This window comes from Psychrobacter muriicola 2pS (assembly GCF_904846535.1).
In the GTDB taxonomy this organism is placed as follows: domain Bacteria; phylum Pseudomonadota; class Gammaproteobacteria; order Pseudomonadales; family Moraxellaceae; genus Psychrobacter; species Psychrobacter aquimaris.
The window spans coordinates 107421-131488 of record NZ_CAJHBC010000001.1 but is presented as its reverse complement, the minus strand read 5'-3'; the positions used below and the strand labels follow the sequence as shown (position 1 = coordinate 131488).

At 43.5% G+C, this 24068-nt stretch carries 17 protein-coding genes; 10 read left to right on the top strand and 7 right to left on the bottom strand.

The genetic code is table 11. The features are described from left to right. Nucleotides 1-36: 36 nt before the first annotated feature. From folB to JMX93_RS00550, 3 genes are all read left to right on the top strand, one after another. Nucleotides 37-462 carry a dihydroneopterin aldolase gene (gene folB, locus JMX93_RS00560; RefSeq protein ID WP_193012792.1) on the top strand — a complete coding sequence of 142 codons (426 nt, stop codon included), beginning with the start codon at nt 37-39 and terminating at the stop codon, nt 460-462. Further along, nucleotides 437-991 (top strand): 2-amino-4-hydroxy-6-hydroxymethyldihydropteridine diphosphokinase, encoded by a 555-nt coding sequence (locus JMX93_RS00555; protein WP_499203550.1) that lies wholly within the window; start codon nt 437-439, stop codon nt 989-991. Before folB ends, JMX93_RS00555 begins: the two co-directional genes overlap by 26 nt. A 212-nt stretch (nt 992-1203) precedes the next feature. Then, nucleotides 1204-1488, top strand: coding sequence for an IS630 transposase-related protein (locus tag JMX93_RS00550; RefSeq protein ID WP_499203549.1), 285 nt, complete (start codon nt 1204-1206; stop codon nt 1486-1488). A gap of 94 nt (nt 1489-1582) precedes the next feature. Here JMX93_RS00550 and cysE read toward each other — a convergent pair whose 3' ends face one another. The 5 genes from cysE to dnaE all read right to left on the bottom strand — a co-directional run bounded on the left by cysE (nt 1583) and on the right by dnaE (nt 8406). Beyond that, nucleotides 1583-2464, bottom strand: a complete 882-nt coding sequence (cysE, locus tag JMX93_RS00545) for a serine O-acetyltransferase (protein ID WP_443215091.1) — start codon at nt 2462-2464, stop codon at nt 1583-1585. A 148-nt stretch (nt 2465-2612) separates the two neighbouring features. Further along, a complete protein-coding gene (locus JMX93_RS00540; RefSeq protein ID WP_443215092.1) occupies nt 2613-3056 on the bottom strand; it encodes a YtoQ family protein in 444 nt (147 codons plus the stop codon). 109 nt (nt 3057-3165) lie between these two features. Next, nucleotides 3166-4059: an RNA methyltransferase gene (locus tag JMX93_RS00535; protein ID WP_443509829.1), complete on the bottom strand. Its 894-nt coding sequence runs from the start codon at nt 4057-4059 to the stop codon at nt 3166-3168. Beyond that, a complete protein-coding gene (locus JMX93_RS00530; protein WP_443509828.1) occupies nt 4059-4436 on the bottom strand; it encodes an Hpt domain-containing protein in 378 nt (125 codons plus the stop codon). Before JMX93_RS00530 ends, JMX93_RS00535 begins: the two co-directional genes overlap by 1 nt. Nucleotides 4437-4680: 244 nt before the next feature. Next, nucleotides 4681-8406, bottom strand: a complete 3726-nt coding sequence (gene dnaE, locus JMX93_RS00525; protein ID WP_499203548.1) for a DNA polymerase III subunit alpha — start codon at nt 8404-8406, stop codon at nt 4681-4683. A 351-nt stretch (nt 8407-8757) separates the two neighbouring features. Between dnaE and JMX93_RS00520 the strand changes: the two genes are divergently transcribed. Both JMX93_RS00520 and JMX93_RS00515 read left to right on the top strand, forming a co-directional pair. Further along, complete coding sequence (locus JMX93_RS00520; protein WP_443557120.1) at nt 8758-8895, top strand: hypothetical protein; 138 nt, start codon at nt 8758-8760, stop codon at nt 8893-8895. An 8-nt stretch (nt 8896-8903) separates the two neighbouring features. Beyond that, the gene (locus JMX93_RS00515) at nt 8904-9395 is read left to right on the top strand and encodes a restriction endonuclease (RefSeq protein ID WP_499203547.1); all 492 of its coding nucleotides are present in this window, start codon (nt 8904-8906) and stop codon (nt 9393-9395) included. Nucleotides 9396-9500: 105 nt separating this feature from the next. On the opposite strand, the gene ggt is transcribed toward JMX93_RS00515, so the two are convergent. Continuing rightward, nucleotides 9501-11369: a gamma-glutamyltransferase gene (ggt, locus tag JMX93_RS00510; protein WP_443509953.1), complete on the bottom strand. Its 1869-nt coding sequence runs from the start codon at nt 11367-11369 to the stop codon at nt 9501-9503. A 427-nt stretch (nt 11370-11796) separates the two neighbouring features. Here ggt and JMX93_RS00505 point away from each other — a divergent pair, with 427 nt between their 5' ends. Both JMX93_RS00505 and JMX93_RS00500 read left to right on the top strand, forming a co-directional pair. After that, the gene (locus JMX93_RS00505; protein WP_499203546.1) at nt 11797-13758 is read left to right on the top strand and encodes a hypothetical protein; all 1962 of its coding nucleotides are present in this window, start codon (nt 11797-11799) and stop codon (nt 13756-13758) included. A gap of 55 nt (nt 13759-13813) precedes the next feature. Then, on the top strand, nt 13814-15439 hold the full coding sequence (locus JMX93_RS00500) for a hypothetical protein (protein ID WP_499203545.1): 1626 nt from the start codon (nt 13814-13816) through the stop codon (nt 15437-15439). A 176-nt stretch (nt 15440-15615) separates the two neighbouring features. On the opposite strand, the gene JMX93_RS00495 is transcribed toward JMX93_RS00500, so the two are convergent. Next, nucleotides 15616-16137 carry a Spy/CpxP family protein refolding chaperone gene (locus JMX93_RS00495; RefSeq protein WP_499203544.1) on the bottom strand — a complete coding sequence of 174 codons (522 nt, stop codon included), beginning with the start codon at nt 16135-16137 and terminating at the stop codon, nt 15616-15618. 267 nt (nt 16138-16404) lie between these two features. Between JMX93_RS00495 and JMX93_RS00490 the strand changes: the two genes are divergently transcribed. The 3 genes from JMX93_RS00490 (at nt 16405) to JMX93_RS00480 (ending at nt 24057) form a co-directional block, all read left to right on the top strand. Then, the gene (locus tag JMX93_RS00490) at nt 16405-17103 is read left to right on the top strand and encodes a response regulator transcription factor (RefSeq protein ID WP_193012777.1); all 699 of its coding nucleotides are present in this window, start codon (nt 16405-16407) and stop codon (nt 17101-17103) included. 14 nt (nt 17104-17117) lie between these two features. After that, nucleotides 17118-18764 (top strand): sensor histidine kinase, encoded by a 1647-nt coding sequence (locus JMX93_RS00485; protein WP_499203543.1) that lies wholly within the window; start codon nt 17118-17120, stop codon nt 18762-18764. Nucleotides 18765-19185: 421 nt separating this feature from the next. Next, nucleotides 19186-24057, top strand: coding sequence for an ESPR-type extended signal peptide-containing protein (locus JMX93_RS00480; RefSeq protein WP_499203542.1), 4872 nt, complete (start codon nt 19186-19188; stop codon nt 24055-24057). Nucleotides 24058-24068 lie beyond the last annotated feature (11 nt).

Genomic DNA, 24068 nt, shown 5'->3' with positions numbered 1-24068 from the left:
ACTCTAATTAAAAATTTAGCAAACAAGGATGAGAGCATGTTTCATACCGAATCTGATGTGGTATTTGTAAAAGGCTTAAAAGTAGAAGCAGTCATCGGTGTCTATGAGTGGGAGCGCGCCATTACGCAGCCGCTCCTGATCGATATAGCACTTGAAACAGATATCAGCCGTGCTGCTATCTCAGATGATGTCAATGATGCGCTGAATTATAAAGCAGTTTGCGATGATGTGAGTGAATGGTGCAAAGCCATTAAAGCGCAGTTGCTAGAGCATTTAGCGGGGCAAATCGCTGATAAGTTGCTCGCAAAATATAGCTGTCATAAAGTTACTTTAAGCGTTGCTAAGCCCACTGCTATAAAGCAAGCCGATGCGGTTGGGGTTCAAATCACGCGTTATGCGTCAGCATCAACAGATAAGAAAATTACTAAAGAAGCTGATGATAGCCAAGCCGATGATGCATAAAAAATCAATAGATTTGAATTTAGAAACGCTAAAAAAGTGTATGCCTGAACAGTTGCAAACGCAGTCTGTGACGGCAGCACTATTGGCTTTAGGCAGCAATTACCAAGCTGAGCATTATCTATCGCGTGTCAGAGAAGATCTAGCGGCGCTAGGGGAAATACAGTTATCTACTGCGTTTGAAAATCCTGACTTTACCTCGACCGAAGCGCAACCAAAGCCCGACTATACTAACCAATGTGTTTATCTTTTACTTACCGTACCCATTAGTTTGCAACAGTTACAGCAGATTTTTAAAGATCTTGAGGGTGAATGCCATCGGCAGCGTCTAACAGAAGCTCAGACGCCAATAAAAAAAGTCACGATGGATATTGATATTCTATTAATCAGAACTGCTCTTAATAAAAATAGCCTAAGCAATAAGATGTCATCTAAACAGATAATTTCTGAATGGCTAATAATGGCGGATCGTTATCCATTTAAGGCGCATGAGGAAGTAGGGGTAGAGGAATTGATTTTAACCAAATTCTAATTTTACTAGTGACTAGCGCACACTCTTACTTTCTATTATGTTTTTTCACCTAAAACCATCGATATTTATAATTTTCTTCGATCCAATCTCTCAGTATCTAAAACAAAAATTTAATAAAAACTATGCGATTATATAAACAATTATTAGTATATAGTTTAATCCAAATAAAACCGATGCAATACTTATAACAATCAGATTTAATGAAATAAACAATGACTTATTCAATAGACTATCGCAAACAGTTACTTTCTAGCATCGCTGATGGCATGACCATTCGAGAGGCTTCTTTATTTTATGGACTTAGTACCAGCATCATTCACAGCTGGCAACAGAGTTTAGTCGCTAAGACAAATAAAGCACCGATTAAAACACCTGATGACGCATTGATTGAAGACGTAAAAAGATATTCTGATGATTATAACTATGGAAGAGCTCGTCGCTTGAACTCCAGTAAAACGGGTATCTTTAAAGCGTCTTGGCATCAGTCAAAAATTTGATAGAAGATAAAGCAGATCAATCTACCATGTATGCAGACATAGCAGACTTTATCTAAACCCGCTTTGACTTTATTGTTTCTTTTTAAAAACTCTCTTAGCTATTTTTCTTATCATCAATCACGTCCATATCAGAACGACCAATCACATCGATATCTTCTAAGCACAGTTTGTCATACTCTTTTTTGCAAAAGTCAGGATCAATCTTGCACATCGCTGTTTGTAGCTGGTCGAGGCGATTTTCAGATTGTTGGATATGCTCTAGCATTTTAGCAAAAGCTTCGGCAACAGGATCTTGCGAGGATGGGTCGATACCATAAGCTTGAAAAGCAGTTTCGCGTGCGGTGGTTGGTTTTTTGGTTTCTGCTTTTTCTTTTGGCTTAGCGTCTTGGACTTTGGTAGTAATAGGATTGCCTTTTTCATCGTGATGATCGGAGATCATACGAGCAGCATTGCCGACCATTGTAGCGCCTGCTGGTACGGGTTTTACCACAACGGCATTTGAGCCAATTTTGGCATTTTTACCAACGGTAAATGGTCCCAATACTTTTGCGCCAGCACCAACAGTTACGCCATCTTCTAACGTAGGATGGCGTTTGCCATTATTCCAAGAGACACCGCCAAGCGTCACACCATGATATAGGGTAACATCATTACCAATCTCTGCCGTTTCACCAATAACAATTCCCATGCCATGATCAATAAAAAACCGACGACCGATTTTGGCAGCAGGGTGAATCTCAATGCCTGTGACGATGCGTGAACCATACGAGATAACGCGCGCAGCCAGTTTTTGTTCATGATTCCAAAGGTAGTGGGCACCGCGATGTAAAACAAGCGCATGGATGCCAGGATAAGTCAGGATGACTTCCAGACTATTACGTGCTGCTGGATCACGATTGAATACCGCATCGATATCTTCTTTTAGGTCTTTTTTGATACGTGAAAGTGATTTGAATAAGGCAGTTGGCAATGACATAAATTGTCCTATCGTATTTTTGATTACAATCAATTCAGTTATAGCAGCTTTGTAGCACAAAATATAGCGATGAGCGATAAATAAAACAGACGGCTGATCGATAAAATGCCAGTCATTGGCAATGTATCTACAGGCAATTATTTATGATTTAGCTATCACTGACAATATATTTTAGCAGCTCAACAACTTGCTCTGGCGTTTGCGCCCATGCCATTGCCACAGCATCGACTTCTTTTAGTGGATGGATAATATCCTCAGCATGTAGGGTAATGTACGGCTTGCCTAAAGCCGCGCAGTAGCCAGCATCGAATGCAGCGTTCCACTGTTTATATTTATCACCAAAACGAATGATAGCAATATCGCACTTTTGGATCATGTTTTTGGTGCGAATCGCATTAACTTTTGATGACTTATGATCGCGCCAGAACCCATTATCCTCTTTACCTAACACATCACCAGCCGCGTCGCTGGCCTCATGTTCAGTCACTGCTGATGTAAAATTAATAGCAAGACCATGGTCTTTTGCGCCTTGCATAATTTTCTGTCGCCAGTCGGTATGTATTTCTCCGGACAAATAAACGTTCCAATTCATAGTCAATTCCTTTTCATTATTGAATCATGTCATTTATAAATTCATAAAATTTGTAAATGCTGCTAATGCAATAGAAACTCAATGCCTGAAACCTTGCATATTAAAAGCTTTAGTCTTTTGCAAGTTTGGCAATCAAAGCACTTAGTAGTTGATATTCTTTTTGATCAAGCTGTAGGCGTGAGCCCAGTCGTGACAGCCGCGATGGTAATGACTTCAAGTTTTCGCTATCGGCTAAACCACGTTGAACCATCAGTTCAGTCGTGCGATGCGTCAGCTGTTGCAATTGCTGTTGGGTAATGGCGGGTTCATCCCATTGCTGACGTAAATGTACATCGAGCGTTGGCTGAACAGTAGTGCTCAAAGCAGTATCTAAACTATCCGTTGTCTGAGTATGCGTTTGGGCGTAAGCAAAGATAAAGCTGGCGATTACTTGCACGGCTGAAGCGACATTTAATACAGGATAAGCAGGGTTGGCATCAATTTGGATATGATAATCTGCATAAGCCAATTCCTCATTGGTCAATCCGCGATCTTCACGTCCAAACAAGATAGCGATATTTGGTTTACTAAAAGTAGCAGCCGATCGGGTATCAGCGTTACTATCGTCTGTGCTCAATGCCGACTGTTTATCGATGAAATCAAACATAATCTGGGCAGCTTGCGTGGGTGTCACGACAGGGCGAGGCAAATGACGACTGCGACTGCTGGCAGCAAATACCAACTGGCAGTCTGCAATGGCAGATTCTAAGGTAGGTGCAATCAAGGCTGACGATAGCAGCTCACTGCCACCTGCTGCATGAGACACACTGGTTTCATCAATTGGTAGCTTAGGATCAACGACCGTCAAACGAGACAAACCCATGGTATGCATCGCACGTGCTGCTGAGCCAATATTGGCAGGCAACGTGGTGTTAACCATGACAATTTGCACACAAGACAAATAGTCGCTCACCGTATTATTGACAGTGGACGCTGCTAATATAGGGGCAGAATCGTTACTCATTACAACCCCAATCTTAGATTGATTTCTTGTTCAGCGCGTTGCAATGCGACGGCGATATCTTCAATCAGTGCCGCTTGCTCACTGATAAGACGCTCGCGGCAGCGCTCTTGTAACTGGCTGCTCAGGCTCATCAATTGGGTCGTGCCTAAGTTGGCGCTGGCACCTTTTAGCGCATGAGCAAGCTCAAAACCATTGGTGTTGTCGTCTTCTTGCTGAGCGACTCGCAGCGCACCCACTCGCTGCTGACTGTCAGTAATATACACTTGTATTAAATCAGCAAAGTCTTCTTCTAACAAATCACGCATGTCTTCAAATTGCTCATGATTAATGATTTCTTCAGCTTGGTGAGCCATATTTTTATTTGGGGTTTCATCCATGGTTTTATGTCCAATTTTAAAAGTTAAAACAGTAAAGGGTTTGTAATAAATACTTCAATATTCATTCAAGTACTAGGGCGTGTCCTCAATTCAATCGATTACTTTATAAATGGGCTAAAAATGGCTAAATTTTGCCAAACATCGTCAAATAGCTTATTAATATCTCGATATTATTTGCGCTACTTTTCTTGTTTAACGGCAATTTATCTCATTTTTATCACCATTTTTAAAATGAGGACACGCCCTAGCTATAATGGAAATGCAAATTGTCTTCACTAACCATATTTTTTAATTGCTGTAAGTTGTCATCGTTAGGGTAGATGCGCCAATGCTCAGATAGCCCTACGTTAGCGATGCCAAATTCCTCATAAATGCTCAGTCCTAGTGGCAGGCAATTGTCATTGATAGAAGCATCGGTATTGCTTAGAGCATTGTTCGCATAGCTTTGAATGGCACTATTTTGATGAAAGGCATCTTGATTCATGTCATTTTCTAGCGCCAATAAATCATTGCCATTTTCATCATACAGACTTCCGCCCATCGCAGTATCGTAGCCACTATTGCCATTAAAGTTGCCACTTTGCTCGTCTTGCTCGTTGTCATACGACAGTTTTGGTGCTGGAATAATACTGGCTTGTGCAGACTTGAGTAAAGGTTGCATACGTGTCAGCAGATTGATATCGCTGCCATGAATTTTGATACTGATTTTTTTCATCCATCTTAGGCGCGCATCAATCATGCTCATGGCACTATCGAGACGGGCAAATAAACGCCCATCACGCTCACGGATGCTGCCTTTGATGATGACGACTTCATCAATTTTCAACTGTTCTTTGACACGATTGAAACGCTCAGCATAGCAACTGACTTCTAGTCTTGATGTACCATCGTCTAAGATAATGACATTGCGATTACCAAAGTTGGCAATATCAATAATCAATCCGGCAAAATAACAGCTACCATTATAGCCAGTATCGGCTAGCTTGTTGAGACGTGTACCAGAGGTATAGCGTTTTAACTCATCCAAGTATTCATTGATTGGATGACCCGTCAAGTACAATCCCAACGTGTTCTTTTCCGCTTTCAGGCGGTGTTTGTCGCCCCAAATTAACTCTGGCGTCATGACCAATGGCGGCGCGGCGACGACACCATCCATTTCACCAAACAAGTCCATCATACCGATTTCACGGTTTTGGCGGTCTTGTTCAGCGGCTTGTACGGCGCTTGGTAATTGACTCATGAGTGCACCGCGAATCTCGTACGCGGTGTCCGCTGGCAAGTCAGGTCGCAAAGTAGCAGCAAAATCGTCGAAACATCCAGCGTTTATCAGTCCTTCAAGCGTGCGCTTATTAACCTTTTTAATATCTACACGGCGACAAAAGTCGTATAAATCTTTAAACGGGCCTTCACGGCGGCGCGCATCAACGATAGATTCAACCGCCCCTTCGCCAACCCCTTTAATCGCACCCAAGCCATAAATGATATTGGTCGGCGTATCAGCGACAAAATGCCACTCACTGCGGTTCACGGATGGATTGACCACAGTTAACTCAAAATTTTCACGGCAATCATTGATAAAGAACACCACGTTATCAGTGTTGTTCATATCAGACGTCAATACCGCTGCCATAAATTCAGCAGGGTAGTACTGTTTGAGATAAGCGGTCTGATAAGCGAGCACGCCATATGCTGCAGAATGCGAGCGGTTAAAACCGTAACCCGCGAATTTTTCCATCAAGTCAAACACGCCGCCTGACGTCGCTTCATCAATACCTTGTGCAGTAGCACCTGTGACGAAAATATCGCGCTGCTTAGCCATCTCTTCAGGCTTCTTTTTACCCATGGCTCGGCGTAGCATATCTGCACCGCCCAAGCTATAGCCTGCCATCACCTGCGAGATTTGCATGACCTGTTCTTGATAGACAATAACGCCATTGGTATTTTCTAAAATCGGCTCAAGGTTAGGATGGTCATAGATGACTTCCTCACGACCATGCTTACGGTCGATATACATCTCTACCATGCCAGCGTCCAGTGGGCCTGGGCGATAAAGCGCACACATGGCGATCACATCTTCGATGTTGGTCGGTTGTAGTTTTGCTAGATATTTTTTCATACCCATACTTTCTAGCTGAAAGACGGCAGTGGTCTTAGCATCTTGCAAGAGCTTGTAGGCTTTTTTATCATCTAACGGTAGGTCTTCTAACACTAACGCATCTTTGCCTTCTTTGGCACGGCGCAGGTTGATGTTTTCAACCGCAGCATTGATGACCGTTAAGTTACGTAGACCCAAAAAGTCAAACTTCACCAGACCAACTGCTTCGACATCATCTTTATCAAACTGGCTGACACGGTGACCTTCGTCATCACAATAGATGGCACTAAAATCGGTGATTTTATGCGGGGCAATTAATACACCACCCGCATGTTTACCGACGTTACGGCAGACACCTTCAAGCTTAATCGCCATCTCCCAAATTTCAATGGCATCTTCATAATCCATGTTATCGGGATTGGATATTAAATCCTTAAGCTGCGGCTCTTGCTCGAGTGCTTGACTGAGCGTAATACCAGGGGTTTTTGGAATCAATTTAGACAATTTGCTGGCAAGAAAGTAAGATTTGCTCTGTACGCGCGCCACATCTCGTACCACCGCTTTTGCCGCCATAGTACCAAAGGTAATAATTTGCGAGACCGCTTCACGCCCATAAGTTTGCGCAACATAATCAATAACGCGGTCACGACCTTCAATACAAAAGTCAATATCGAAATCGGGCATGGATACCCGCTCAGGGTTTAAGAAGCGCTCAAATAATAGATCGTAATGAATAGGATCAAGGTCGGTAATGTTTAACGCATAAGCGACGAGTGAGCCCGCACCAGAACCACGACCCGGTCCGACGGGCACGCCATTGGCTTTTGCCCAGCGAATGAAGTCCATCACGATTAAGAAGTAACCGGGGAAGCCCATGGATAAAATAACTTCCAGCTCGTATTCTAAGCGCTCATCATATTTTTGGCGAAAGTCGCTCCAGTTATCGCTGCGTTCCTCAACCGGAAACAGTTTGTCTAATCGATTGTTAAGACCTCGCATTGACTCTGCGCGGAAAAACGATTCAATCGTCTCACCTTCAGGCACAGGAAAGTCAGGCAATACATTGATACCAAGCGTCAAGGTCACATTACAGCGTGTTGCTAAGCGTAAAGTATTGTCAATCACCTGCGGAATATCAGCAAATAATTGCACCATTTGCGCTTGGGTTTTTAGATATTGCTCATCTGAATAGGTCTGCGGGCGATTTTGATCAGCAAGTACATACGAGCCTGCGATACAGACTCGCGCTTCATGGGCATCAAAATCATCTTGCTCTAAGAAGCGCACGTCATTATGCGCAATGATAGGAATATTATGTTTGGCACCTGAGTGAATGGCGGCTTTAATAAAGGCGTCTTCACCTGAGCGATTGGTACGCTTGATAGCAAAATATAAGCGATCATCAAATTGCGCTTGCCATTCTGTCAGCAGCTCATCGGCTTTTTCTGGCATGGAGCCGACCAGTGCCTGACCAACATCTGACTTTTCAGTAAACAAGACAATCACGCCAGCCGCATGCGCTAAAATATGACTGCGCTTGACGACCGGTACGCCATGATTAGCATCGTCGGCGCGCCCTTCGGTAAACCCGAGCGATACGATACGAGTGATGTTTTGATAGCCCTCGTTGTTCATCGCAAGTAGGGTGAGCCGTGTGTCTTCATTTTCCATAATGACTTCGCTGCCGATAATGGGCTTGATACCAGCACCTAGGCAGGCACGATAGAACTTCACCGTGGCATACAAGTTGGACAAATCGGTCAATGCCAGCGCGCGCTGCTGATCAGCCGACGCGGCTTTCACTAGCGGCTTGATACGCACGATAGAATCAGTGATTGAATATTCGCTGTGGATACCAAGGTGTACAAATGCCATAGAAGACTCTTACTAGTACGATCAAAAGTAACAAGCTATCGATAAGATAAAGGATGTTTATCAGTCATTTACATTGATATTCAGAGGTAAATAAGACCTCGATAGCTATGTTGATACGTTTTAAATGGGGTCGTCAATAATAGCATTATTTGCCGCAGACAGCCACTGATTCAAAGGCTTTAATCTTAGTGAGAGGATTTTTTTCTTATTCATAAAGGTGAAATTTTGCTGTGTTTTATCTCAATAGTTGGTAGCATAAACTTTTGTCCTTAAATTATTGCGAAACAAAGCCTATTTGACGCCTTCTTTTACGCAATAATGTTCATGTAATCAAACAAAGACGATAATATTATGAGTAACATTACGAAGCTGCCCGCATTTGGTGACATGTTAAATGCGGGTATACAAACCATAAAAAACTTAAGTACGCGGAATACCGTTGGTCGCACGGTATTCTATAGAGAGTTGGTAATGATTTTGTCAAAGTAACGCCTGATATGATTATGGCACAGCTTGAAAGCTTGTCACCTTTACAGTTTGAATGGTTTTGTCTAAAACTGATTGAACGCTCTTTAGAGATTGAAAGTCCTGAAAGTAATTTAACCTCGCGTCATACTGGACGCTCGAATGACAATGGCATTGATGGGCTGATTATTCAGGATTTCCCCGATGGCGAGGTGCACAATTATTATATTCAAGCCAAATTATATAGTGCTTGTAATAATATATCTAATGGCGACTTGAAAAACTTTATCGGTGCTTATCCACCACAAAAAACCAATCACCATGGCTTGTTTATTACCACGATGAGCTTTACCAAGCCTGCGCAAGAATATGCCAATGCAACGGATTCGCACAGTCTGATACTCATTGATCAAATGAATCTCATAGAGCTTATGATGCAACATAAGGTGGGTCTAAAAGAGGTCAATGCCAGACCAAAATTATTACTAGACAATGACTTCTTTGATAAGATCAAGTTGTATTGATTGGGTGAAATGGTTTTTATTATAAGGATGATATAACAAGCATTCTCTATATCATTATGATATAGAGAATGCTTGTTATAGTGATTTAGCAAAAATACTCGTCACTCAATACCCAACCACCGCCGCATCGACGATACGCGGATCAGACGAGCCGTAAACGCCATTTGGTGTCAGCATAATTGATTGTGTAGAGCCCATCGCTGATTTTGGACTGACTGTATGACCCATTGACTCAAGCTTTTTAACCGTATCAATATTCAGTGCTTTCTCAACTCGAATCTCATCAGGTAGCCATTGATCGTGAATACGCGGAGCATGTGTTGCCTCAGCGATATTCATATCATGATCGATGACGTTCGAGATGATTTGGGTGACGGTAGTGATGATACGGCTACCACCGGGACTGCCAGTAACGATATAAGGTTTGCTGTCTTTAAAGACCAGCGTCGGACTCATAGAGGATAGCGGGCGTTTATTGGCTTCAACGGCATTTGCTTCACCGCCTAATAATCCGTAACCGTTAGGCACACCAGGCTTAGCAGAAAAATCGTCCATTTCGTTATTTAACAAGATCCCTGTGCCGTCAGCCACGAGACCTGTGCCATAAGAGAAGTTCAGCGTATAGGTATTGGCTATGGCATTGCCGTCTTTATCAACGATAGAGAAATGCGTGGTTTGATCGCTTTCATAAGGGAGCGGGTTGTTGGCTTTGATAGTAGCTGCTGGCGTGGCTTTGTTTGGGTTGATTAACGTGCGCAGTTTATCTGCATAAGCTTGTGAGGTTAAGCCGCTGGCAGGGACATCAATAAAATCCGAATCACCTAGGTACTCAGCTCGATCTGCATAAGCAAGTTGCATCGCTTCTGCCATCAAATGAATGGTTTGTGCGCTGTTTTGACCGTAGTCTTTGAGCGGATAACCTTCTAAGATATTTAATATTTCAATAATGTGAATACCGCCAGAGGAGGGCGGTGGCATTGAGACAATCTCATAACCACGGTAATCTCCTTTGACAGGCACGCGGGCGATGGCTTCGTAATCGGCTAAATCCTGCAAGCTCATGCTACCGCCTGCTTCATTGACGGCTTTTACGATGTCACGCGCGGTTTCACCTTTATAAAATCCGTCTGCACCTTGTACCGCGATCCGCTTTAGCGAGCGGGCAAGTTCAGGCTGTTTTAACCGCTCGCCCGGTTGATAAGCGCTACCGTCCGCTTTAAAAAATACCTTTTTGGTGCTTGGCCATTTTTGCAAGCGATCACTCAAAGCAGTAAGCGATTCGGACAAGCCAGCGGTGACTTCTATGCCATCTTCTGCCAATGCGATCGCTGGTGCCATGACTTGCTCGCGGCTCATGGTGCCATGCTCTTCTAGTGCTTTTAGTAGCCCTGCTACCGTACCTGGGACACCAACGGCTAAGCCATGATAACGAGATAAGTCACTGACTGCGTTGCCCTCATCGTCGAGATACATATCACGAGAGGCGCTACTTGGTGCTTTTTCGCGATAATCAAGCGCTACAGTTTTACCTTGCTTGGCATCATAAATTATCATAAAACCGCCACCACCGATGTTACCAGCACGTGGCAAGGTCACTGCGAGAGCAAAGCCAACCGCGACCCCAGCATCTACCGCATTACCACCGTCTTTCAAAATCTGTAAACCGATGTCAGAAGCAAGTGCTTCTTGGGTGGCGACCATGCCATTTTTTGCCCATACTGGATGGTGAATAGCATCTTCAGAATAAATGGCCTGATCGCTATTGGCATTGTTTGAGGTGGTTTTGAGAGTAGTGGTTTTTGCCCGTGTGATGCGTTTGGTTTCAGACAAGACAGTTGGATTATCAGCCATAATTGCGAAATTGATGGCGCTGGTGTTAATTGACGTTTGGTTGATGGTAGGTGATTTATCGATTGTCGGTTCAACAGCATGAGCAGATATAGACAGCAGTAATGTGCTGCTAATCATTAGCATGGTTGATTTTAGCGTTGTTGTTAAGATGGTTTTATCATGAGGCCGATGATAATGAGCGATGTCGTTATGCAATTGGGAAGCGGGTTTTAGCATCGTAAAGTCCTTTTTACATGAGTGGAAAGGGTAAATTTATAAGCATTGTAAAGTGATAAATACTCCCGAATAGTAACGAAAATAACCAGTGGTAGAAAGTTGTTTATTCCCTTTTATGATATGAGGTTTGATACAGCCTAGCAGTCTCGTTGATGCCTTTATACAGATATTTACCTGTAGCAGAGTTGCTACTGCAAACAAGTCTTTATTTATCAGTGAAGATTTCCTTCAAAAAAACATGCGCTAACATTACTAAACTGTAACGTCTTGTGATATAAATAACGCTACTAATGTACACTAATTATAGACTGGCTATTTATACAAAGAGATTACTATGTCATCAAACCATACTAATAACCATCATCGACAGCGCTATTCTGAGATGACGAGTCATAATTCGTCTATCAATAATAACGATCATGTATATCAGACAGGTAAATTGACTTCTATCATCTTGTTGGCTGGTAGTACGTCTCTGGCGCTTTTGGGCTGTCAATCAAGCCCTGCTTTATCATCGTCCGCTGTATCAAAAAGCATGATGGATTTTAGTACCGCCGATAGTGTACAAAGCCAAGCCCAAGGTCGTGCATTTAATGCCAGCCTCACTGCCAAATCTGAACGTTATCAGCAATTATTTGACCAAGAAAAATATCCTAATACGGACAATCAAGCCAAATCACATTTACTGGTGGCTATTCGTCAGCACCTTGCGACAGAGCATGTGGCGGTCGCACAAGCCAATTATCAAACCGTACCTTTTATTGATCCAGATAGCATCGATGCAGGCTCTAGTAGCTTACTTAGAACGATTATAGAAGCTTATGCTTATGAGCCTGAATATTTAGATAGTGCTTACAGCGAAAGCGGATCGAATGCTAATGACGACAGTGATGACGATTCCGAGCTAGCTGAAGCTGGTGATGCGATAGCTGTAGACGAGGCCGTTATCGTTGAAGACCGTGCATATGACGCTGCGGCTGAGAGTGATTATGAACAGGAGGGCTATGCTGCTGATAATTACGATGAATATGGTTATGACACAGAGGATTATGATGATAGCGATTACAACGATAGGAATAGCGGCATTCTCTCAGGGGTCTCCAACCTAAAGCCCAAAACTCTGTTAAAAAACTATGAAGCCATGCAAATGGCCAAACCACAATCAGAGGCTGTAGCACAAGAAAGCCAACCAGCATCATCTACGGGTATCATTGGTCAAATGCTGAGTATGTTCCATCGCACGCCTGAACAGATAGCGGCGTCAAATGCTTATCAATATCAAAATTTAACGTTTAATAGTGTCAGTCAGTACAAACCCAAACAGCGACAACTACAGAGCGTCTACAGCTATGATTATGTGACGCCGACGATTAGCTCATCCGTGCAGATACCGTTAGCGTTTGATTTTAATAACAGCAGCATCACGGTAGACCCATCGGCAATCATGCCTATCGTGGCGCTTGTTAATCCTGAAAACACCCCTTTACCTAACCAAATGACCTCACATACCGTCAGTTTTGGGTTGCCAGAGAGTATTACCGCGCAGCTACCGCCAGCAGTGCTTTATGATGCCGCTATTTCTGCCATACAGAGTAGCATGGCAGAGCTTGCGCCTGAGCACTTTAGCGCGGTAGATATTCGTCATGATGCCTTTGCCAAAGAAGTCGGGGCGAGTCGTGCGGTAAAAGTATATTTTGGCAGCCAGCAAAGCGGTGAGATGATCGGCAAAACCTTAAAATACATGACAAAGTCGCTACAGGATTATGTCGATGCCAATCCACAGAAATATCCTGATGGCGCGATGCTAAAAACCGCGCTTGCGAAAGTGCAGCTATACAACAAAGGCTACCAAAGTGCGGATGTGGGCTCGCTATTGCAGCTTATTGAGGCCATCGGTCCGATCTCTTTCAATCAGATAAATTACTATTATTTAGACAGCTCAGATCGCCTGCTTGCCAAGCAGCAGCGGGTAAATATTGGCGGCGACTTGATGGGCTCTACCACGACTATGCTAAATCAAGTACGTTATGATAAAAGCAGCTTTAATAACCATGCACTAACGCCTTTATTGACCGAGTCTTTTGGTACAAATGCTAAAGCGGCTATCGATGGTAACGCGTGGATGGCAGAGCAACGCCAACAAAAAGACAGACTGCAAGCGGCACGTTATGCGCGTTACGACTATCAGGATGGCAGTTTAGAGAATGATTACAGCAGTGACGAATATGAGAGTAGTCATAGCACAGACGCTGTTGATGAGAGCCGTTTTGGCGATGCTAAAGATAATGAAAGATAGAGACTAAATAGCATTATCTTGTCCCATTTCAGCTCACATCTATTAAGGATAAAAAATGAAAAAAGTACATAAAATCATTGCAAGTCGTCTTTCGTCAGCGAGCCTTGCGTCAGTTCTTAATGGCAATCGCCTATTTACTGGTGCATTAGTCACAGGAGCACTATTATTAACGGGTTGCCAATCTACCAGTCTTGACCAATCTAACGCGATGACTGCCAAGCAAACGCCAGCGGCGGCAAAGACAGCATTGGCGACTGCGTTACAAAAGCAGCGCCGCCAGTCTTTTAGTTACCATAGCAATCTTGAGATTAGTAACGAGCAGAAATTTAGCAATATAAATACTAAAATAGGTGCCAAAGCGCCAGTCGCCTCAGGCTATATCGATGAATACTGCGAAGACACACATGATCAAGCATATGCTGCCTTAATTGCCCAAGCAGAAGCGCAAAGTAAAGACATTTTGGCGATAGATTATGATGCTCAGCGAACAGCGCTGAAAGACCGCTACCTTGAGTGTACAGATGCGTATGAGGCGTGGGTAGAGAGCAACTATGATAGTGATATCATCGTACCAGCGTCTTACCAACAGTTATTTGACAATTACGATGACCGAGCGACAGTGCAAGATGTCAAAAAAGCACAGCTGTTAGATGCTTATATGCTAAAGCCGTTGTCTATCAATGCACAAGGCATTTATCAGCCAATGGCTGGCAAGGCGACCATGCTAGCGAGCGCGCAGTATCAAGCGCGTAATCATCAAAGCAGTATCAATCAGCCTATTTATCTGGATTTTAAAAACGGTAATATTTATTTGTGGGCAGATAATTTTGCGATGTTTAATTCAGAACTGTTAGACGATAAGCTCGGTACAAAGTGGCGCAACAAGTGGTTAAAGTTAGCCATTGATGATGGCACCTTACCCAAAGGCTTTGGTAGTGAATTGATAAAAAGCCACTTTGCGGCACTAGATGCCACATTTGATGCCGCACCTATTAGCCAGTTTGATTATGTCGCCCCTAATGCGCTAGCCTCGCTCTCTCCCAAGTTACCCGCGCATCAGCTACCAGCAATGCTAGCAAGTAACCAAGTCATTCGCCGTGTACAAAGTGCTGAGAGTTATGAGCAGTTTTATCAAGATTATATGCGCATCGTTTACGAGCGGATTAGTCAGAGATATCCAGAACTGGTCAAAGAAAGCGAGCCTTACGAGGTAGGCAACACAAATGCTGATAAATTTACCAGTAAAGCGTTAGTACAGCAAATGTTGGCAATGATAAAGAGTGACATGAATGGTGGCAGTGAGACAACAGAGGAAACGATAGCAGAGATAAAAGAAGATGCAATGCTAGCGAATGCAGAGACGCAAGAGTTATATGGATTTGATAAGCGTGGTCAGCTCAAATGGCAGCATCTGCGTAGTGAGATTCCGAGCGAAACCGCCTCTAATAAGAACATGGTCATAGATGTTCTGCAGCAGTATTCCGCTATAAGCGCTAAAGACATGGCATTTCCCAATTTACCAAGTGATGTGCAAGTGCCTAATGCCAGTAATAGTATTGATATGCGAGAGTATGGTAGCGAGTTGATGCAGTATTATCGCGATGGCAATGGTACGGCGATGGGCAAAATGATGTTTAGTGTCATACCAATGACTAAAGAGAAGTTTGGGGTGATTGAATAAAGGCTGACTTAAGGCTGATTAATCGTAGGTAAGTTTAGTTAGTCTTTATTGAAATTGAAAACTAAAAAGCGCACCGTTTATACGATGCGCTTTTTCATATTGTCATATTAACTCTTATAAGACATTAAATATTAATACAAGTCTCTGTATTGATAAAACTTACATGCCTTAACTTACTACATGCCTTGGCGTTGTTTGCCATGCATTTTACCGTGCTCTGAGCCTTTATGACCTTTCGCCATTTTTTCGGCTTGTAATTTGGCAAGTTTTGCACGTTGCTCAGCGGTCAATACTTGAGAAATAGCGTGTTGAGCTTGTACGCGCTCCACGAAGCGCTGCTTGGTTTTAGCTGCTTGCTGATCAGCTAAGCGATTGACTGCGGCTGTGTTTAGAGTACTGGCATTGGTCAATGCTTGCATTTGTTGATGCATTTGCACACGTTCTGCTTGGTTTTTTGTACGGTCCGCTTTTCGGTCGCCGTGTTGTGCTTGCATGATGGCCTTGATTTGCGCTTGTTGCGTCGCCGTTAGATCTAGCTGTGACATTGGACCTCTCATGCCGCCTTTTTTCATGCCATCTTTATGCTGCATTTTGCTGGTCGTTGGTGTGGTATCAGTGGTCGCATTAACACTGGTACAAGCCGTTACGGTGAAAATGCTAGACATTGCTAATACTGAGCCCATTAATAATTTTTTCATCATCATTACCTTAATTTATGGTGCATACGTTATTGGTTGCGAAAAAGTCAGTTTTTATCTGATCAGCCTATGAATGGGGAGTGTCCCGGATAGCCACTATCCATCATTGCTTATCATCAGTATTTGTCGCTGATAGACGCTATATTACGACAGTTAAAGGTTACGAACATTTATGAAGTATTAAGAAAGGTAACGTTTATAGCGAATCGATAAGCAATTGACTGATAATATGGCTAATAAAGCGATCTAACGCTCAAGGAGAAAAATGTGCCACACATACTACTAGGCGATGATGACGAAGAATTGACCCAGTTGTTACAAGAATATTTGCATAATCATGGCGTGACATGCGACTGCGTTCACGATGGTGAAGCTGTCATACAGAAACTAAAAACCGCAAGTAATAATATGCTTAATGGTGCTTCTGCTTATGATTTGCTGGTGTTAGATATTATGATGCCAAAAACAGATGGATTGAGTGTCTTGCGTCAATTGCCCAATATCAGTGATATCCCTGTCATCATGCTGACGGCAAAAGGGGAGGAGATTGACCGTATCATTGGGCTGGAGCTGGGTGCTGATGATTATATTACCAAACCTTGCAATCCTCGAGAGCTGCTGGCACGTATCAATGCAGTCATCAAGCGTACCAATGCGGCGGCATCAGAGCATACGCCGCTACCAGACAGTCGTTTGCATCTGGATCAAAACCAACGGCTTTGTCAGATAGATGGCATAGAGCTACAAGTCACTGGCACAGAATTTGATTTATTGGTTGCGCTATTAAAACAAAAAGGTGAGGTGGTGAGCAAAGCATGGCTGTCAGAGCATGTATTGCAGCGTGAATTACAGCCGTTCGATCGTAGCCTTGATGTGCATGTCTCACGATTGCGCAAAAAACTCCAACCTTTCCACGATGAGCCTATCAAGGCGGTTCGTGGTAAAGGCTATCAGCTGGTGTTGTAATGACGGACTCATCGATGAATACTGCTAAAAAAGCCCCTAAGAGAGAACCTAATAAAGCACTTGAGCAAGCACCTAAATTTAAAGTGCGAATCACGATATTTTGGCGGTTGTTTCTAAGTCTATTATTAACGATCCTCATCACCTCTATCTTATCTATCATGGTGGAGCGCTGGCTGGTCGAAAAAGCACTAACCGCTCGTATGGATGTGCAAATTGATAGTTTGTTGGTTAAGCGCCAAGAGATGATTGAGGCGCTACAAGTGGGTGATTTAACCACTGTCAGGGAGATGTATCGTCAAGATCGGCGGCTTATGAGTCAGATAAGAGTCTATGATGAGCAAGGTGCGATTATATTTCCGCGTTATCGTGATAGAGATGAGCGTAGGCAAGACCCTATAGAGGGCGATCGACAGGTAATGGGGCATTTACCAATGCCACCAATGCAGTCAATGCCTAATCCTAATAATGAAAAGCCTGATAATCAAATGTCTGGTAGTCATGAGGATAGAATATCGGATAATGAGCCGTCGCTTTTAAATCATATCCTGTCACCGATGACCCCGAATCGCGGGCAGGTAGCTGATCCTGATAGTCGTCCTGAACTGGCGGACATGACGGTCGTCTTACCAGATGAGCAGGCTGTGATCATACAGTTGCGTCCGCATCTACGGTTTTCAGACGTCGTGGCGCTGCAACGTGGCAATTTTCCCATACGTTTACTGTTGATTATTATTTTTAGCGTCTTGGTTTGTATTTGGCTGAGTCGCACATTGACCCAGCGTATTCGCCGTGTGCAAAACACCGTACACCGTATGATTGGTGGTGATTATCAAGCCCATCCAAATTTATCAAACATGGGAGATGATGAGTTGGGTTTGCTTGCTAAAGATGTGGCCAAACTCTCAACACGTCTGGCTGAGAGTGAGCTGGCACGTAAACAGATGTTAAGTGATATCTCGCACGAGCTACGATCACCATTGGCGCGTCTTGATGTTGCGACTGAGCTGACTCGAGACTTTGCGCCGAATGCTAGTCGTTATCTTGACCGTATCGATAAAGAGTCGGCGCGGATGAATGAGTTGATCGAGCAAATCATCCATATTCAATCTCTACAAATGCAGCAATATACGATCGATAATATAGAGAACGAAATAGTTGATATTTCTGACATTATCAGTGAAATTGGACAAGACGTTTGCTTTGAGTTTCAACATAAAAACGTGCGCTGGCAATGGCAACCGAGTCATACACTCGTTTCAGACTCTGCCTCAACCACTCCTTGGACTGTGCTAGGTAATCAAGAGCAGTTGCATAGTGCGCTTGAAAACGTCATTCGCAATGCCTTTATGCATACTGCCTCTGATTCAACAGTGATTGCTGAGATTAAAGAAGTGGAGATGGAGGATAAGAAAACTGCAATTCAAATCAGCATAATGGATGAGGGCGGCGGCGTCGCAGATAAAGATGTAGAGCGTATTTTTCAGCCCTTTGTACGACTTGATTCAGCCCGCCATCGCGAAACGGGTGGATATGGCTTGGGTTTGGCCATCGTCCATGCGGTGGTAATGGCGCACAAGGGTCAGATCCATGTCTACAATCGCCAAGATGGTATTCAAGGGTTGGTTGTGCAAATCACCTTGCCCATTGGATCTAAGCGCTGATAAGAGATGGCCTAGACAGTGAACATACGCTTAAAATATCTCTAAAATGTATATATAAGCGTATGTTTTATTAATTTTCATAACAGATAATTTAAAAAAAGTAAGGATATTTAATACAAACAAGTAGCGAATGCCGACAATATATTCATTTTTTGTTATATAATTGTATGAGCGGTATTGAATGTCAGATGAACGGCATTGTCTCTCTCTATATATTCGGTAATACTAATATATAGAGAGAGCGATTAAGGCTTTTCAAGATAAAAAATGTTATTTCTTGGTTAACAAGATGAACGATATATAAAAGAACATTTGATTATTGTGAGCCTATAACGAGTTTTATTTTGTGATATCAACTCTCTGCAAGATGGATATTATCTCTGATTTTTAAATCTGACCAATCTGTAAGGGAGTACACATTATGAATCGCATCTATAAAGTAATATGGAATGAAGCCTTGAACTGTTTTACCGCAGTTGGCGAGTATGCAAAGGGGCGCGGCAAATCTTCCAAATCTAGCGTGAGCGCAAACGCGACCATCAATACTACTCCTAACCTTTCTTCTACCCAATTTTTCCGCTTATCCACGATAGCAATAGGGCTGCTGGCTGCTGGTTTCGGCATACAGGCGAATGCTATAGGCACAGAAAATCACCATGATGGTGACTATAGTCACAACCACGGTAGTCAAGGGGTTCATACCCATACTTCGGGTAACAATAGTCACAACAATAATTCTGATCACGATAATCCTGAAGGTTCAATAACACTCAACTTCGAAGGAGACAATGCGACAACTATCACACGCAGTAATGGCGAGACACTTAATATTTTAGGGGGTGCAACTGGACCGCTAACGACTGGTAATATCGGGGTATTCGGTATAGGTGATACTTTAACCGTCCAATTAGCTGAAAGCATCGATCTTGGTGCTAATGGCAGCCTTAAAACGGGTGATACTTTGATCGATAACTCTGGGGTTAAGATCGTGGCGATCAATGCAGCCAATAACATTACACTTAGTAGTAACGGTCTTAATAATGGTAATAATAAAATAATCAATGTAGATAACGGCGATGTAACGGCAACGAGTAAAGATGCGGTGAATGGTTCGCAGTTATATAGATTGGCAAATGTAGTCAAGGACAATAAAACCAAGTATTACAGCGTGGACTCAACCGCTATCGGTAATGCTAATAACGACGGGGCGACAGGTTATAACGCCATGGCGATGGGCGGAAATGCAAAAGCCACGGGCAGCCAAACCATTGCGATTGGTAGCTCAGAATTTGGGCAACAGACGATGGCAAGTGGTGAGCAATCTATTGCTATCGGCGCTAATGTAGTGTCTAGAGGGGCATCCTCTATCGCAATAGGCGGTGATGACCTAAATTTTGCATCGAAAACTAATATCGATGGTAGTCCGCTGTCGCCATTAAATGGAGGCACAGTTAACGAGGCATTCAAATCCTATGTAGGTAAAGATCTGGTAGAAACCAATCAATATGATGTCAATACCGAAGCTGGAGGTGCTGCCTCGATAGCCATTGGTGCAAAGTCGTTGTCTAAGGGGGATCTATCTACAGCCGTTGGTATTCATTCCAACACATCGGGAACTGCTTCATCAGCGTTTGGTGTTGGCGCATCAGCGAGCAAAGATGGTTCAGTCTCTCTCGGTGCAGGCTCAACAACAGCAACAAGTGCTAGTTCTGAAAAAACGATGACCGTTGGTGGCGTGGTATACGATATCGCCGGTAATGTCATCGATGATAAGGGTATGCTACGAGAGGGTGCGCAAGTATCCGTGGGCGTAGTAGGATCTGAGCGCCAGATCAAAAATGTCGCTGGTGGAGCTGTCACTGCGGCCAGTACAGACGCGGTGAATGGTAGTCAGTTGTACGCGACCAATGAAGCGGTAGGAAGTAATACTACCACCATTAACAAAGGATTTGCTTTGCAGGCCGCTGATGGTAATACGGTACAGAAACCATTGGGACAAGCCATTGAAGTGGTTGGCTCCAACAGCAACATCGACACCCGAGTAAATAATGGCAAAATCGAAGTTGAGCTCAATGACAATTTAAACCTAGGTACAACAGGCAGCGTTAGCACCGGTAACTTGCTAAATGGCACGACGGTCAATGGTCTAGGCGTTGTCACTGGCGGAGTGCTTACTGGCGTAACTACGGTTAGTGGTAAAGGTATCACGGTAACGGGTGGAAGCATACTTAATCCTACCAATGCCACGCTAACTAGTAATGGTCTGACCATTTTAAATGGTCCAAGCATCACGAAGAGCGGAGTCAATGCAGGTAATAAGAAAGTTATTAATGTAGATGATGGTGCAGTCAGTCTAAATAGTAAAGACGCCATCAATGGCGGTCAGTTGTTCCAGACCAATCAACAAGTAACCAGCAATACTAGCAATATCTCAACCAATACGACCAATATTGGTACCAACACTGATAATATCGCTAAAGGCATCAGATTTAATGTAAACGACGCAAGCAGCGGCGGCACCCTCAAAAAAACCTTCGCCTTGGGTGAAGAAATTAAGTTTGATACGGATAGCAATTTAACCACCACAGCGCTTAGTAGTGCTGATGGCATTGCCCTCGGTCTGTCTCCAACTTTAACTGGCCTCACTAGTGCAGATTTTGGTGGTGTTAGTATCTCTACTACTGGTATCAATGCCAACGACACCCAGATCACGGGAGTAAAAAGCGGTGGTAATACAGTAACCAATGCAGCAAACATCGGTGATGTACGGATGGCAGCTGCAGGAGCGAGAACCAAAGTGCTCAAAGGTACAAATGTTACCAGTGTTGATTTTTCAACTGATAGCGATACTGGACAGGATGTCTATACTATCAATGCTAATGGTTCAACTGCTTCGGCAGGGTCGAGCGCTGTCACGGTCAAAGCGGGTGATAAAAACATTGATACCAATATCACCGACTATCAAGTTGATCTAAGCGAAGGTAGCAAGGCAAGCTTGGTCAAAGCAGATAGTGCGATGCAAACGGTAGTGACACAAATCAATGGTGCAGAAGTCAAAACTCTGGATAAAGACAATAATACAGCCAACTTTATTAACGGAGATAATATTGTCTTAACCGCTGACAATGGCAGTATTAAAGTTGCTACTGCTGCAGACTTAGTCTCAACCAGCTTGACCACAGGAACTACAGTTGTCAACAATGATGGTGTTACATTCACGGGTGGTGCCAATCAAACGGTCAGACTCAGTAATGGTGGGCTGGATAATGGTGGCAATCAAATTACCAATGTCGCTGATGGGTCACTAGACAATGATGCAGTAAACTTTGGTCAACTAAGAGCCACAACCACGACGATAGATAAAGGTCTCGACTTCAATGGTGACATGGGTACTACCGTCAATCGTAAGCTTGGTGATAAGCTAACGGTCAAAGGTGGTGCGACAGTGGTAGGCGACTTGTCAAATGGGAACAACGTTGGCGTCGTTGCTGACGGTACCAGCACATTGACCGTGAAACTTGCGAAAGATTTAACTGGTCTTAACAGTGCAAATTTTGGTAGTGGTGTCAGCATCTCAGCCAATGGTCTAAACAATGGTGGCAATAAAATTACTAATGTGGCAGAAGCTACCACAGGTAAGGATGCGGTAAACTTCGACCAATTGTCAGCAACCAATAGTCTCGTGGCTAAAGGCATCAAAATCGGTGATGGCAATAGTGCCAACGACCAGCAGTTTGCTTTAGGTGATACCATCAATGTTACTGGTGATAGCAACATTACGACGACGGCCTCGGCAACAGGTGTTCAGGTGAAACTGAATAACCAGTTGAACTTAGGCAATGAGGGTAGCATGCAGATTGGTAATAGCATTATGAATAGTAATGGCTTTACCTTTACTGATAATGGTCCCGGTAGAACGGTTAGACTGAGCAGTAGCGGTCTTGACAATGGTTTTAACAGAATCACCAATGTAGCTGCTGGTATTGCAGATACAGATGCGGCGACTGTCGGACAGTTGAACGCGACGACGTTTGCCCTCGATCAAGGTTGGGGACTAACGGCTCAGGGTGATGTTGCCACTATGATCAAACAAGGAAGTGCCATCGATCTGAACAGCAGCGATGGTAATATTAGAGTGTCTAGATCAGCAGACAATAATGTTAGCCCTGGGCTACGTGCTGCAGCGCCATTAGCCGGTGCTAATGACATTAGCTTTGACTTAAACCCAGATCTGAATGTAGACAGCATAACAGCGGGTGACACCATTATTAATAGTAATGGTCTGACTATTACAGGCGGACCTAGTGTCACCAAAGCGGGTATCAATGCTGCTGACACTAAGATTACAAACGTTGCGAATGGCGCTGTCTCTGTAGGTAGCAAAGATGCCATCAACGGTGGTCAGCTCTATGCACAAGGCAATGGCATCAGTAGTATCATTGGCGGTGAGACAGTCTACAATCCTGTAGATGGCACCTTTACCAATAGTAATATTGGTGGTACCGGTCAAAATAGTATCGATGGTGCGATTGCTTCTATTAAGCAAGGAGAAATCGTTATCAATGAAAACATCCAAACCAACACCACCAATATTCAAACCAATACCACAAACATTGCCACGAATAAGACAAACATCGACACCAACACCACCAATATCAAAGTGAACAAGGATAAAATAGATGCAGGTCTCAATTTTGGTGCTGATAGCGGTGCTACCATCAATAAACCAGTAGGCGATGGCAGTGTTCTTAACTTCACAGGTGGCAATAACATCACCACCACAGCAGCAGGCAGTAGTATTAAATTTGATCTAAACGGTAACATTAGTATAGATAGCGTCAAGACTGGCAATACGACAGTCAATAATAATGGCGTTAGCATCGTCGGTGGTCCTAGTATGACTGCAAGCGGTATCAACGCCGCTGGCAACAAGATCACTGATGTGGCTGACGGTATGGCACCCAGAGATGCTGTCAATTTCGGTCAATTAAGTGCACTTGATAAAAGACTGGATGACAATATGAACCAATTGGGTTATAAAATTGGTGAAGTCGAAGACGATGCAAATGCTGGTATCTCAGCCGCCATGGCAATGTCTTCATTACCGCAAGCTTATATCGCCGGTAAATCCTTAATCGGTGGTGGTATAGGAACGTACAATGGGGAAAGTGCGGTCGCTATTGGCTTCTCGAAGTTATCTAATGATGGTCGTTGGGTCATTAAGGTAAATGGCACCGCTGATACCCAAGGTAATGCAGGTGGCTCGATTGGTGCAGGCTTCCATTTTGACTAAAAAAACCAAGT

Bases quoted from the DNA above. Each gene is read 5' to 3' on its own strand.
- folB (WP_193012792.1), top strand. From the start codon at position 37: ATGTTTCATACCGAATCTGATGTGGTATTTGTAAAAGGCTTAAAAGTA.
- JMX93_RS00555 (WP_499203550.1), top strand. From the start codon at position 437: ATGATAGCCAAGCCGATGATGCATAAAAAATCAATAGATTTGAATTTA.
- JMX93_RS00550 (WP_499203549.1), top strand. From the start codon at position 1,204: ATGACTTATTCAATAGACTATCGCAAACAGTTACTTTCTAGCATCGCT.
- cysE (WP_443215091.1), bottom strand. From the start codon at position 2,464: ATGTCATTGCCAACTGCCTTATTCAAATCACTTTCACGTATCAAAAAA.
- JMX93_RS00540 (WP_443215092.1), bottom strand. From the start codon at position 3,056: ATGAATTGGAACGTTTATTTGTCCGGAGAAATACATACCGACTGGCGA.
- JMX93_RS00535 (WP_443509829.1), bottom strand. From the start codon at position 4,059: ATGAGTAACGATTCTGCCCCTATATTAGCAGCGTCCACTGTCAATAAT.
- JMX93_RS00530 (WP_443509828.1), bottom strand. From the start codon at position 4,436: ATGGATGAAACCCCAAATAAAAATATGGCTCACCAAGCTGAAGAAATC.
- dnaE (WP_499203548.1), bottom strand. From the start codon at position 8,406: ATGGCATTTGTACACCTTGGTATCCACAGCGAATATTCAATCACTGAT.
- JMX93_RS00520 (WP_443557120.1), top strand. From the start codon at position 8,758: ATGAGTAACATTACGAAGCTGCCCGCATTTGGTGACATGTTAAATGCG.
- JMX93_RS00515 (WP_499203547.1), top strand. From the start codon at position 8,904: ATGATTATGGCACAGCTTGAAAGCTTGTCACCTTTACAGTTTGAATGG.
- ggt (WP_443509953.1), bottom strand. From the start codon at position 11,369: ATGCTAATGATTAGCAGCACATTACTGCTGTCTATATCTGCTCATGCT.
- JMX93_RS00505 (WP_499203546.1), top strand. From the start codon at position 11,797: ATGTCATCAAACCATACTAATAACCATCATCGACAGCGCTATTCTGAG.
- JMX93_RS00500 (WP_499203545.1), top strand. From the start codon at position 13,814: ATGAAAAAAGTACATAAAATCATTGCAAGTCGTCTTTCGTCAGCGAGC.
- JMX93_RS00495 (WP_499203544.1), bottom strand. From the start codon at position 16,137: ATGAAAAAATTATTAATGGGCTCAGTATTAGCAATGTCTAGCATTTTC.
- JMX93_RS00485 (WP_499203543.1), top strand. From the start codon at position 17,118: ATGAATACTGCTAAAAAAGCCCCTAAGAGAGAACCTAATAAAGCACTT.
- JMX93_RS00480 (WP_499203542.1), top strand. From the start codon at position 19,186: ATGAATCGCATCTATAAAGTAATATGGAATGAAGCCTTGAACTGTTTT.